The organism is Kluyvera georgiana (genome assembly GCF_050990895.1).
Classification (GTDB): domain Bacteria; phylum Pseudomonadota; class Gammaproteobacteria; order Enterobacterales; family Enterobacteriaceae; genus Kluyvera; species Kluyvera georgiana.
The window spans coordinates 2,697,685-2,710,321 of record NZ_CP158865.1; the positions used below are offsets into that span (position 1 = coordinate 2,697,685).

The following is a 12,637-nucleotide window of genomic DNA, read 5'->3' on the forward strand; positions in this document are numbered from 1 at the left end:
CTGGATTCCTTATTCATATTCACTGACAACATGCCAGAAAGCTGAACCACCAGCGTGGTGAGCGGTCCGCCCACCTTTCGTAACAGAATGAAAGCTGTCTATTTGATATTAGCTAAAACTCGCCGCCTGCGTGCGGATAGCGCGGATCATCGCCTCCAGCCCCTGAGAACGCGACGGCGTCAGATGCTGCGTCAGCGCCATGTGTTCAAACCAGGGACGCACATCAAAAGCCTGTACATCCGCTGCGGTCATCCCATCGTAAAGGATAAATACGACGGCAATCAAGCCCTTAACAATAGCCGCATCGCTATCGCCCTGTAACGTGATGTGCCCCTGCGCATCGCGCCCCATCACGATCCACACCTGGCTCTGACACCCCTGAATCATATGCTCCGGGCTATGCTGCTCGGGGCTCAGCGGTGCCAGGCGCTGGCCCAGTTCGATGATATAGAGATACTTCTCTTCCCAGTTGGCGCAGCGGTTGAAGTTGCGCAACAGTTTATCTTTGTCCGGTAAAGCCGCCATGGTTGCTCCCTGTTATCCCAATAAACGGCGAATGCGTTGCAGGCCCGCCACCAGGCGGTCGACCTCCTCAACGGTGTTATACATCGCCAGCGATGCCCGGCACATCGCGGGCACCTGATAAAATTCCATCAACGGCATCGCACAGTGATGCCCCGTCCGTACGGCGATACCGTAATTATCGAGGAAGCTCCCCACATCGTAGGCGTGATGCTTGCCGAGATTAAACGCAATCACCCCCAGCCGGTCCGCTGGGCCATAAAGGCGCAGGTCCGGCACGTTCGCCAGCGCGTCCAGCGCGTAGCGCATCAGCGTCTGCTCGTACTCGCCAATTTGCGTCAGCCCCAGGCCGTTGATGTAATCCAGCGCCGCCCCCATCCCGATAATGCCGCCGGTATTGGGCGTCCCGGCTTCAAAGCGCCACGGCGCTTTTGCCCAGGTGGTGCCTTCGCTCAGGCTGACGGTGGCGATCATCGAACCGCCTCCTTCCCACGGCGGCATCGCCTGCAGGATATCGGTTTTAACGTACAGCGCGCCGATACCCGTCGGGCCGTAGAGCTTATGCCCGGAAAAAGCATAGAAGTCGCAGCCCAGCGCCTGGACGTCAACCGGGTGATGCATCACGGCCTGCGCGCCGTCCACCAGCACCTTCGCGCCATAGCCATGCGCCAGCGCAATCAGTTCAGCCAGCGGGTTTTCCGTACCCAGTACGTTAGACACCTGCGTGACCGCCAACAGCCGCGTGCGGGAATCAAATAACCCAGACGCGGCGTCCATTTGCAACGTTCCGTCCGCATTGAGTGGGATCACCCGTAACTGCGCGCCCGTGCGCGTACAGAGCATCTGCCAGGGCACGATATTCGCGTGGTGCTCCATCGCCGTAATGACAATGTTGTCACCCGCCTGAACGTTGCTGCTCCCCCAGCTATTGGCAACCAGGTTAATCGCCTCCGTGGTACCGCGTACAAACACGATCTCTTCCGCGCTCGCGGCGTTAAGGAAATGCGCCACCTTCTGACGCACCTCTTCCATCCGCTGCGTAGCCTCGGCGCTGAGTGTGTGAATACCGCGGTGCACCGCAGCATAGCCGTTGCGATAAAACGTCGCCTCGGCATGGATAACCTGCTCGGGTTTCTGCGCGCTGGCGGCGGAATCGAGGTAAGCCAGCGGCTGACCGTTCACCTCACGGGAAAGTACCGGGAAATCGCCGCGCACCTGTTGTACGGAAAAGGTCATTGTTTACCTCCTGCCAGACGTTGCCCTATGCGCGCGAGCACATGTTGTTTCAGCGCTTCAAGGGTAATGGCATCGGTCAGCCCGGCGGCGAATGCGTAGAGGATGATGTTTCTGGCTTCCTCCACCGCAATCCCACGCGAGCGTAGATAAAAGAGCTGCTCGTCATCGATGCGCCCGACGGTCGCACCGTGGCTGCATTTCACGTCATCGGCATAAATTTCCAGCTGCGGTTTAGTATCGACTTCCGCCAGACGCCCCAACAGCAGATTATTGTTGGTCATCTGACCGTCGGTTTTTATGGCGTGCGGCGCGACGGTAATCACGCCATTAAACACCGCGCGTCCTTTATCGTTGACGATAGTTTTATGCAGTTGGCGGCTGTTGCAGTAGCCCTGGTTGTGTTCAAGCCAGGTACGACTGTCGCAGACTTCCGAATTGACCGGCATCGCCAGGCTGTTCAGTCGCAGCGTACTGTTTTCGCCATTCAGCTGTGCACTGCTGTGATGACGCGTCACCGCCGCGCCCAGTAAAAAACTGTGGCTAAAAGCGGCAGCATCGCGCCCCAGACGCAAATCATTGTGGGCAAAATGGTAGCTCTGGTCGTTTTCAAACCCCAGCTTCAGATGCTGTAACTGGGCATTGTCAGCCACCTCCATGGTGAGTCTTGAACCGGTAAAATGGCGTAGGGTATTCAGGCTGACATACTGCTCAATAACTGTCGCCTGCGCCCCTTCCGCCAGCTGGAGATGGTGACGATAGTGCGCCGTATTCATCTCGTCCGTTTCCAGACCGCGCGTAATGTGCAGCAACAGCAGCGGCTTGTCGGGGCGCTGATTGCGGCGCACTTGAATATGCGTGACGCTGGTAGACAGGCTTTCGGTGAGATGCAGGAAGACCTCAGGATGTACCGCCTCCGGCAGCGACTGACGCTGATTATCCACCGTAACGTCAAATCCGCTGTTGCTGACATCATCGCTAAGACGGGCGTCAAACTGACCGTCCACAAACACCAGCCGATACGCCTCCAGCGCCACCGCGTGGCTATCCCGCTGCGCGTCCGTCAACGCAGGCAGCGCAGGTGCCACGAAGGTGCTGGTCAGCAGCTTGTCCAGCGCGGTGTACTTCCAGTCTTCGTCTTTACGCGTCGGTAAGCCAAGCTGATGCACCTGCTGGAGATGCGCTAACGCCTGAGGCGATGCCTGACCGCCGCGCGCCTGAAACAGCGCATGCCACTGCTGCAGCGCGCTACTGTTGTTCGCTAAGCCAGCCATAGCCCTGCTCCTCCAGTTGTTTCACCAGCCGGAAATCACCGGATTTCACGATACGTCCCTGGTACAGGACGTGGACGAAATCGGGCTTGATGTGGTCGAGTATGCGCTGATAGTGGGTGACGATAATAAAGGCGCGCTTGCCGTCGCGCAGCGCGTTAACCCCGTCAGAGACGATCTTCAGCGCATCGATATCCAGCCCGGAATCCGTTTCATCCAGAATACACAGCGCGGGCTCCAGCACTGCCATCTGTAAGATATCATTGCGCTTTTTTTCCCCGCCGGAGAAACCCACGTTGACCGAACGGGTTAGCAAATCCGCTGGCATCTTCAGCAGATTGATCTTCTCCTCCATCAGATCCTGAAAGTCAAAGCGATCCAACGGTTCCTGACCTCGATGGGCGCGTACCGCATTAAGAGCGGTTTGCAGGAAAAACTGATTGCTCACGCCGGGGATCTCAACCGGATACTGGAAGGCCATAAAGATCCCTTCTCCCGCGCGTTCCTCTGGCGATAGCGACAGCAGATCGTGCCCTTTAAAGGTCACCGTTCCCCCCGTCACGCTATAATCTTCACGGCCTGCCAGCGTCGCGGAAAGCGTACTTTTCCCGGAGCCATTCGGCCCCATAATGGCGTGTACCTCGCCAGGACGCACGTTCAGGCTGACGCCACGCAGGATCTCTTTATCATCAACGGAGACCTGTAATTCATTGATATTCAACATATCACTTTCCTTAATCCTTAACCGACGCTGTGTTCAAGACTGATAGCCAGCAGTTTTTGCGCTTCCACGGCGAACTCCAGCGGCAGCTCCGAGAAAACATCTTTACAAAATCCGTTGACGATCATTGAGATAGCGTCATCCTCGCTAATTCCGCGCTGCAGGCAGTAGAAAAGCTGGTCTTCGCCAATGCGTGAAGTGGTCGCTTCGTGCTCCAGCTGCGCGCTGTTATTACGGCATTCCACGTACGGGAAGGTATGCGCTCCGCAGTCAGGGCCAATCAGCATCGAATCGCACTGGGTGTAGTTACGGGCGTTAGTTGCCGTCGGCATGATTTTGACCAGACCGCGATAGCTGTTCTGGCTGTGTCCGGCGGAGATCCCCTTCGAAATAATGGTGGATTTGGTGTTTTTACCAATGTGAATCATCTTGGTGCCGGTATCGGCCTGCTGATGGCCGCTGGTCAGCGCCACCGAGAAGAACTCGCCCACCGAGTTATCGCCGCGCAGAATGCAGCTGGGGTATTTCCAGGTGATCGCCGAGCCCGTTTCCGACTGTGTCCACGACATCTTGCTGTTTTCGCCTTCACACAGCGCGCGCTTGGTGACGAAATTCAGGATCCCGCCGCTGTTGTTATCGCCAGGGAACCAGTTCTGCACGGTGGAGTATTTCACCTCCGCGTCTTTATGAATGATCACCTCCACCACCGCCGCGTGCAGCTGGTAGCTGTCTCGTACCGGGGCCGAGCAGCCTTCAATGTAGCTGACATAGCTGCCTTCATCGGCAATCAGAATGGTGCGTTCAAACTGGCCGGTTTTCTCCGCGTTAATGCGAAAATAGGTCGACAGCTCCATCGGGCAGCGCACGCCTTTGGGGATATAAATAAAGGTGCCGTCCGACGCCACCGCGGCGTTGAGCGCGGCGAAGAAGTTGTCATTTTCCGGCACCACCGTGCCGAGATAGCGTTTGACCAGCTCGGGATGATCGTGAATCGCTTCACCAAACGAACAAAAGATAATGCCCTGCTCCGAGAGCTTTTCCCGGTAGGTCGTGGCAACCGAGACGGAATCAAAAATCGCGTCAACCGCCACCTCTTTGCCCTCGCGGACCGGCACGCCCAGTTGATTAAACGCGGCTTCCACCTCATCGGTTAAAAAGCTGCTGGCCCCCGTTTGTTGCCGTGCCCCAGGTTCAGAGGCGCAGGTATCGTCACAGTTGCCGCAGGACGGCGCGGAGTAATAGCTGTAGTCCTGGTAATTCAGCGAGTCGTATTTCGCTTTTAACCAGTGAGGTTCTTCCATCAAAAGCCAGGCGCGGTAGGCCTTCAGGCGAAATTCCAGCATCCATTCCGGTTCGTTGCGCCTGGCAGAAATCGCCCGCACCACCTCTTCGTTGATGCCTTTCGCCAACTCGTCGGTTTGCAGCTGGGTAAAGAACCCTTCTTTGTAGTTCAGCGGGCCACCGGCCCAGGTCTGGACATCGTCAGTTGCGTCAGTATTACGCGTCATTATGTACCGCCTATACTCCGAAGCTTTCGCCGCAGCCACATTCGTTCTGCGCCTTCGGATTATGATATTTGAACAGCTGATTCAAACCTTCGCGCACATAATCCACCTCTGTGCCATCAATAAACGGCATTGCGCGTAAAGGCACCCACAGCTTCGCGCCGTCGGATTCAAACAACAGATCGTCTTTATCCGGCTCGCTTACCGCGTCCAGCACGTAGCCAAAGCCCGCGCAGCCGGTCTGCTTCACCCCCAAACGTACGCCCTGAATCGTGGGCTGCTGTTTGACCAGCTCGCGAATATGCGCCGCGGCCGACGGCGTCAGCGTAATGCCGCGCCAGGTCACATCGTTGGGATCGAAGGTTCCTGAATGCAAATCCATAGGTCTACCTCATCAGTGGAGCCACAAAGGGGCTAGCACCATGTTAGTGATAATGATTATCACTTCAACCCTCAGCGCATGGGGGTATTCCACGGGTGCCCCTTTTCTCAGGCCTTTTTATAAGCATAGACCCTGTCGACACGAGCGAGTGAGATAGCGATTTTTTTATAATGAATTGAAAAATAATGTATTTATGATGAGTAATAGGCAAAAAATGAGGGTGTGCTAAAGATGCATAGCCAATGCCTATTTATTTAATCGGTTTTTCGACTTTCTGCGAATCAAGCACTTAGAACATTATCAATGAGTTATAAAAACACGGTATGGAGATATATAACGCACCACCAATGATGATTCCCCGTACACCACATTCCTCTGACGTGATGCGTGCGACAACGGCATAACTGGATAAATTTGTCTTGAGACCGCGCCGTTGATGTGATTTCATATTCATTAAATTTGCATTAAAATTCACACATGGAGTTGCTGCATGTCAGTAGAATCAATCGTTAAAGCACAGTTTGAAGCATATAATGCGCATGATATTGACGGATTTATCTCTTGCTTTTCAGATGAGTTTAAAGGATATCGGATGCCCACTGAAACGCCCTCAACGATAGGCAAAGCGTCATTACGTGAGTTTTACGTCAATAATCGCTTTAACAATCCACAACTCAGAGCAAAGCTTATTTCCAGAACGGTATTAGGTAATAAAGTGTTCGACCATGAGCTGATATACGGTTTGTCTCCCAATCCGCTGGAAAGCGTAGCCGTCTTTGAAGTTAAAAATGAACGCATTACAACTGCCTGGTTCTATTTTCCGTAATGCGAAACGCGCTGTCATTCTCAATAAGAATCAGGTCACAACGGATGTTGCTTTCTGAATAGGCAGAATACTGCCGTTTATATCCTATGGTGAATGGCACTAACGGGAAGATGTTATCCCATCCCATCATGCTATACCTCCGTCAACATATACTCATCACGAGAGGGAAACATGACGATGTTGAAAGGTAAAAAAGCCGTTATCACTGGAGGCGGAGGAGGATTTGGGCAGGCATTATGCGTTTGGTTGGCGCAAGAAGGCGTCGAAGTCATTTTTTCCGCTCGACGGGTTGATGATATCGAAAAAACCTGCAGCATCATCACTGCTCAAGGTGGTAGTGCACAAGGGTATATCTGTGATTTAACCCAGCCGGCATCCATTTCTCAGTTTTCTTCACAGATCTTAAGCGCCAACAGTCCCATAGACATTTTAATCCTCAATGCTGCTCAATGGTTGCCAGGCACAATGGACGAGCAGTCTGCTACTGAAATATTTAATACCATCAGTTCAGGCCTGACGGGTTCAATTCTCCTCACGCAGGCATTGCTTCCCGGATTAAGGCGCTCAGACAGTGCTGACATTGTGTCAATTATCTCCGCATGCGGCATTCCTCACTTTACTGATTCAATTGCCCACCCTGCTTTTTTTGCTAGCAAACATGGGCTTAGCGGTTTTACAACTAAACTGTCAGAACAATTATCCAGAGAAAATATACGGGTAACCGGGTTGTATCCGCCGGATTTTGAAGTGACGGGGTTAGAAGAGCCTGTTGATAATCAATCCAGAATGGGTGAGCGCCTAATGAATGGACGTTCCGTCTGGGAAACGATTCGTTTTGTACTGACTCAACCACGTAGTTGCCATATCAGTACTATCTACTTTCAAGGGCCAACGCGCGAAGACTTGCGGTGTCAGGAATAATCTAACGACATCCCGCATCCAGCCTACGCCGCTATAAACAATAGACAGGTATATGTTCTTTTTTGTTACTTCATGTCTGAAATGCTAATCCGGTCCGCTATTCATGGCTGCGCGCCAGCACATACAGCGCGTCAACCCTGTATTCTCGTTTATGACTTATCCGTTTTTTCAAAAGCCTGTACCAATGAGAATCAGCCTCGCGACGATAATGACGGTCTGCGCTTACCCGCTCAAAATATTGGCCAAATACTTTCTCGATGACCTGCGGGGTGAGTCGCATGCCCCGTGGCGAAATATCCATCGCCCGTATCAGATGCACGCCGTCAGGTTTCAGTAAGCGGTTCACTTCACGGGCATATTTCATCTGCCCGGGCTCATCAAGGCAATCAAAACAACCAACATCATAAGAAACATCGAATGGCCCTGATATATCTTTCAGATTGGCGACATCCCCGGAGTGGAAATGGGGAGACTCATACCCTTCCCGAACACGATTTCGTGCCTTTTCGATGGCTACTGCCGAAAAGTCACCGGCCGTTATTTTTATTCCTTCCTTAGAAAAATAGTCGGCAAACAACCCCAGACCACATCCTAATTCCAGCGCATTCAGCGGAGCATTTTGCCTGATACAATTTTTTAGTGCTGTCTGTTGCTTACTCAAATCGTCGCTACAGCGAATAATACAGAATCTTGAATCGCATGAATAAGTACGGCGGCGAATACACTGCATTGTAAATAGTTAGGCGCCAAACGCGATCGACTCGGCGGCCTACCGCCGCGCCCAAAGCCTAAAAACAATTAAGTTCCCTCGCTTATTGCTGTGCCATGGTTTCCTCTGGCGCAGACAATAAGCCCGCCAGCGGCACTACCTCATTCTCCCGCCAACCACGCATCAGAGTATCTCTTCAATCACCCATACGCTGACGCTACCGCCATTACAGGTAAAAGTCGCACTGCCTTCAGCGTCGGTCTCAACAACTTCCTCACGGTTGTTCAGAAAATCCTTCCAGCGTTTATGCGCATAATTGTCTCCCAGCGTCAGCGTTTTTTCCCCCTCATCGCCGTTGGAGAGCACCACCACACAGCCAGGCATTTCATCGGTGCCGCTACGGCTAAATGCGATGCAGTTTGGGTGATCGAACCACAGCGTCTGAACGCCATGCGCAAACCGCTGACGCGCGAGGATCAGCTCATGCAGCTGTTCAATCACCGGCATATCGATAGTATAAGTTTCGCCATCACCACCGGTGTCCTCATAATGGGCGCCAAACAGGTCCGGATAAAAAACCGAAGGTACACCGTTCTCACGTAGCAGGATGAGCGCATAGGCCAGCGGTTTGAACCACGCCTCCACCGGGGCCTCCAGCGCCTGCAGCGGCTGGGTGTCATGGTTGGCGACCAGCGTCACCGCATGGAACGGATCGGCCTCTACCAGCGTCGCGGTGAAAATCTGGCTCATGTCATAATCGCGGCCCATGCGGGAGGCTTCGTGGAAGTTCATCTGCAACGGCGCGTCAAACAGCATCGTTTTTCCATCAACCTGAGCAATATACTGCTGCAATTTATCCACATCATGAGACCAGTATTCCGCCACAATGAACAGAGGTTCAGGCGCCACTTCCTGTATATGTTCAATCCATTGCTTATAGAACCAGGCGGGAATATGTTTAACCGCATCAAGACGAAAACCGTTGCAATGCGTTTGTTCGAGCATCCAGCGCGCCCAGTATTTCAGCTCTTCGGTAACGGCCTGATTACGGAAATCAACGTTCTCGCCCATCAGATAGTCAAAGTTACCCATTTCGTCATCGACCTGGTCATTCCAGCCTTCGCCGGTATAGTCGTTAACGATTTTGAAAATGCCGTCCTCATCAGGGTTTTCAATATGATCGATGCCGCTGAAACATCTGAAATCCCAGATAAACTGCGAATATTTTCCTTCTCGAACGGGGAATGAATAGCGGGTCCACGCCTCACACTCGATGATCTCTTCATCAATCTGGGTCCGATCGTCGGCGTTAACACGCTGTACGCGGATGCGCTCTTTCTCATCCGCCCCCATCTTGTGGTTCAACACCACGTCCATCAACACGGCAATATCGTGCTGTTGCAGTGCATCAATCGCCTTGAGTAGCTGGGCTTTATCCCCGTATTTTGTGGCAACCGAACCTTTCTGCTCAAATTCCCCCAGGTCAAAAAGATCATAGCTGTCATAGCCAACGGAATAACCACCGGAGGCCCCTTTGCTGGCGGGCGGCAACCAGATCATATTAATGCCAATCTCATGTAGGTTCGGGGCGAGAGCCGCGACCTCCGGCCACAATTCACCGCCAGCGGGGTAATACCAGTGAAAGCATTGCAATAAGGTGGGGTTGCGCATACCTGTTCTCCGTTGAAGGCGACACAAAAACTATAAGAGGGAAATCCACAGGCCGCGAGAGTCTTAGCCTATCGCCCCCACCAGAAAGAATGCTTTCACATGCTGAATGCACGCATATTTTACATAGCCACTCTATGGAGCAACCTGCATTCTGGCTTGATTGCGGCCTTCCTATTGAGAGAGATGGTCAATAAACTGACAACGAGATAGTCGTTTTATCCATAATCATCATGAAAAAAACGGCACTTTGACGAAGCGCAAAACATCGCGTTTTCGATCGCGCTATTAATTCACACCGCCAATCTAAACCGTCTTGATATGTGAAAGGAGGAGACGATGAAAACCTACGATCGTAACCGTAACGCTATCACGCTCGGCACCCGGGTGATGATTGCCAACAATGGCGCAACCGGCGTGATTACCGCTATCCATGGTGAAGGTAAAACAGCGGAACAGCTGCGTCGCGAGAGCTGCATAGAGGTTGAAGGCTGTGACGGTACGTTCTGCCCGGTTGATTTGATCCGCCTGGGTTTTAACTGATACGGCAACCGTTTGAGGCCACTCCGGTGGCCTTATTTGTTTCAAACATCGCAGGGAAAACAAAAAACTTATATTGATCAATCACAAAGCCCGCACGACCAAATCAGGCAATAATCACGCTTTGTTGTAACAACAAGTATTTAATCCAATGAATTTCCTCAAGTTATTTTTTATCCTCGTTATTATTCCCTGTCAAAGCTATGCGCTCAATTTCTCATCGACAATATTGAAATTAAACTGCCCTGAGCGCGGGCTGGTTGAAGTGATTCTGCACGTCTATGAGCATACCCAGCAGTCCTGGAAAGGCCATTTTGAAACCGGTGCAGGCCATAAGCGCGTCGGCGATATTGAGATAATCCCCTTCGCCAACGGCGATACGCTGCTGCACCGCATCTCAACCGATACATTCGGTTATGTTTATTACGGTGAAGAACGGGTAAAACATTGTCTCAAGCTGGACGAACGCCCGGTCTACCCGACCTTCGGCTGAGCGCCCATCGACGGTACCTGACGGCAGCGTTGGTCATCGGGCAACCGGCAGATCCGCGTAGCGTGTCGTATAGCTGGGGGACAGCATTTCTCGCTTCATCCTCCATGTCTGTTCCATTCCTTTTCCGGCAAAACCGATACTGCCCAGACCGGAGTGATTAATACTGTCGATGACCTGCATCAGTGCCTGGCTATTGGCTCGCGGAGGCAAAGCGTCAAACAGGTTGAGCTGCGCGACGCCCTGGCTGAAAAAATCACTCAGCATTATCCCGGCTTTCATGTAGCGAAAGCCGTCTCGCCAGATACTCTCCAGCGAACTGACGGCAAGGCGGATAATATCGCGAGTATCACAGGTTGGAACGATGAGCCTGCCGCTAGCCTGCGGGGCATAAAATGTCTCATTCTCCGCGTGCGGGCTGGTGCGCATAAACAGGCTTACCACACAGCAGTACTGCCTTTCCGCGCGCAGTTTTTCTGCCGCCCGTTCGGCATAGGTGCATACAACCTGGTGCATCTCGTCATATGTTGTGATGCGATGGCTAAACGAGCGGCTAAAGATGATCTGCTGTTTGGTGGGGGCAAACTCCTCTAACGCCAGGCAGGACTCCCCGCGCAGTTCGCGTACCGTGCGCTCCAGCACCACGTTAAAATGCTGGCGAATAACCCAGGTTGAACTATCCGCAAGCTGTAACGCGCTCTCTATTCCCATCAGCTCCAGTTTCTTACGGGTACGTCTTCCAACGCCCCAGACTTCATGCGCTGGAATTAAGGAGAGCAATTTACGCTGGCGCTCCGTTGCACAGAGATCGACGACACCGTTGGTTTTTCGCCAGGTTTTGGCCGCCAGATTCGCCAGCTTCGCCAGCGTTTTGGTCGGCCCAATACCCACCCCAACCGCCAGCCCGGTATTTCTTCGTACCGCATCACGTATCTGATGACCCAATGCCTCAAACGAGCCATCATCGGGCAATTCAATAAAGGCTTCATCAATGGAATAGATCTCCACGCGGGGAGCAAGATCCATCAATGTCTGCATCACCCGATGGCTGAGATCGGCATACAGCGCGTAGTTAGAACTGAACACGCTCACCCGCTGGCGGGACAATTCATTTTTAATTTTAAAATACGGCGCCCCCATGCTAATACCGAGCGCTTTTGCCTCCGCCGAACGAGAGATAATGCAGCCATCGTTGTTAGATACTACCACCACCGGTTTACCCACTAAATCGGGGCGAAATACCGTCTCACAGGAGGCATAGAAATTATTAACATCAACCAACGCGAACATATTTATGCGCTTTTAAACTGAACGTCACCACGCCGAAGATTTGCAGCTCTTCCTCTGCATGAAAGGTAATCGGCTTGTACTTCGGGTTATGCGGCATCAGCACTACCGAGGGCCGGGTTCGCAGCTCTTTAACCGTAAACTCCCCCGCCACTGCCGCAACGACGATATCGCCGTGATCGGCTTTTAACGAGCGATCAACAACCAGAAGATCGCCGTCACCGATACCCGCGCCGATCATCGAATCACCGCTAACACGCACAAAATAGGTGGCGCTGGGGTGCTTGACCACCAGTCGATTCAGGTCCAGGCTCTCTTCAACATAGTCCTGAGCCGGGCTGGGGAAACCGCAGGGAATCCGCTCCAGGAACAATGGCAGTTCGAGGGGGCGTTCTGTTTTATATAAATAAGTGGCGAACATCTTTATACACCATAATACTGTTTATATATACAGTATTATGCAATGAGCGCAGAGATCAAGCGGCTTGTCGCCCCTCGTGGTCAACCCGTTGAAGACGCAATAGATTTAATGCAGGGCTATTCATGTCAGCGGGTAAGTCGG

Annotated in this window: 14 protein-coding genes; 4 read left to right on the forward strand and 10 right to left on the reverse strand. The window is 52.6% G+C overall.

The features are described from left to right. Positions 1–108 precede the first annotated feature (108 nt). From sufE to sufA, 6 genes are read right to left on the reverse strand one after another with little or no spacing between them, the layout of a single operon-like run. Positions 109–525 carry a cysteine desulfuration protein SufE gene (gene sufE, locus ABTW00_RS12805; protein WP_433635915.1) on the reverse strand — a complete coding sequence of 139 codons (417 nt, stop codon included), beginning with the start codon at positions 523–525 and terminating at the stop codon, positions 109–111. A 12-nt stretch (positions 526–537) separates the two neighbouring features. Continuing rightward, the gene (sufS, locus tag ABTW00_RS12810; protein WP_065357558.1) at positions 538–1,758 is read right to left on the reverse strand and encodes a cysteine desulfurase SufS; all 1,221 of its coding nucleotides are present in this window, start codon (positions 1,756–1,758) and stop codon (positions 538–540) included. Further along, complete coding sequence (gene sufD / locus ABTW00_RS12815; RefSeq protein WP_433635917.1) at positions 1,755–3,029, reverse strand: Fe-S cluster assembly protein SufD; 1,275 nt, start codon at positions 3,027–3,029, stop codon at positions 1,755–1,757. Before sufD ends, sufS begins: the two co-directional genes overlap by 4 nt. Beyond that, positions 3,004–3,750, reverse strand: coding sequence for a Fe-S cluster assembly ATPase SufC (gene sufC, locus ABTW00_RS12820; RefSeq protein ID WP_064545853.1), 747 nt, complete (start codon positions 3,748–3,750; stop codon positions 3,004–3,006). The genes sufD and sufC overlap by 26 nt, the downstream gene beginning before the upstream one ends. A 17-nt stretch (positions 3,751–3,767) precedes the next feature. After that, positions 3,768–5,255, reverse strand: a complete 1,488-nt coding sequence (gene sufB, locus ABTW00_RS12825; protein WP_064545855.1) for a Fe-S cluster assembly protein SufB — start codon at positions 5,253–5,255, stop codon at positions 3,768–3,770. Between the two features lie 10 nt (positions 5,256–5,265). Continuing rightward, entirely contained in the window at positions 5,266–5,634 is a 369-nt protein-coding gene (gene sufA / locus ABTW00_RS12830) for a Fe-S cluster assembly scaffold SufA (protein WP_064545857.1), read from the reverse strand. 490 nt (positions 5,635–6,124) lie between these two features. On the opposite strand from sufA, the gene ABTW00_RS12835 reads away from it, so the two are divergent. Together ABTW00_RS12835 and ABTW00_RS12840 are read left to right on the forward strand one after the other, a co-directional pair. Next, complete coding sequence (locus tag ABTW00_RS12835; RefSeq protein ID WP_433635919.1) at positions 6,125–6,460, forward strand: nuclear transport factor 2 family protein; 336 nt, start codon at positions 6,125–6,127, stop codon at positions 6,458–6,460. A gap of 177 nt (positions 6,461–6,637) precedes the next feature. Beyond that, positions 6,638–7,381: an SDR family oxidoreductase gene (locus tag ABTW00_RS12840; protein ID WP_433641034.1), complete on the forward strand. Its 744-nt coding sequence runs from the start codon at positions 6,638–6,640 to the stop codon at positions 7,379–7,381. A 97-nt stretch (positions 7,382–7,478) separates the two neighbouring features. On the opposite strand, the gene ABTW00_RS12845 is transcribed toward ABTW00_RS12840, so the two are convergent. Beyond that, positions 7,479–8,042 carry a class I SAM-dependent methyltransferase gene (locus ABTW00_RS12845; protein WP_433635920.1) on the reverse strand — a complete coding sequence of 188 codons (564 nt, stop codon included), beginning with the start codon at positions 8,040–8,042 and terminating at the stop codon, positions 7,479–7,481. A gap of 231 nt (positions 8,043–8,273) precedes the next feature. After that, complete coding sequence (gene amyA / locus ABTW00_RS12850; RefSeq protein WP_433635921.1) at positions 8,274–9,761, reverse strand: alpha-amylase; 1,488 nt, start codon at positions 9,759–9,761, stop codon at positions 8,274–8,276. A 336-nt stretch (positions 9,762–10,097) separates the two neighbouring features. Here amyA and ydfZ point away from each other — a divergent pair, with 336 nt between their 5' ends. Beyond that, positions 10,098–10,301, forward strand: a complete 204-nt coding sequence (ydfZ, locus tag ABTW00_RS12855; protein ID WP_433635923.1) for a putative selenium delivery protein YdfZ — start codon at positions 10,098–10,100, stop codon at positions 10,299–10,301. A gap of 226 nt (positions 10,302–10,527) precedes the next feature. Beyond that, entirely contained in the window at positions 10,528–10,791 is a 264-nt protein-coding gene (locus tag ABTW00_RS12860; protein WP_240492964.1) for a hypothetical protein, read from the forward strand. 33 nt (positions 10,792–10,824) lie between these two features. On the opposite strand, the gene umuC is transcribed toward ABTW00_RS12860, so the two are convergent. Further along, positions 10,825–12,078 carry a translesion error-prone DNA polymerase V subunit UmuC gene (umuC, locus tag ABTW00_RS12865; RefSeq protein WP_433635924.1) on the reverse strand — a complete coding sequence of 418 codons (1,254 nt, stop codon included), beginning with the start codon at positions 12,076–12,078 and terminating at the stop codon, positions 10,825–10,827. Beyond that, complete coding sequence (gene umuD, locus ABTW00_RS12870) at positions 12,062–12,496, reverse strand: translesion error-prone DNA polymerase V autoproteolytic subunit (RefSeq protein WP_065357552.1); 435 nt, start codon at positions 12,494–12,496, stop codon at positions 12,062–12,064. Before umuD ends, umuC begins: the two co-directional genes overlap by 17 nt. Between the last annotated feature and the right edge of the window lie 141 nt (positions 12,497–12,637).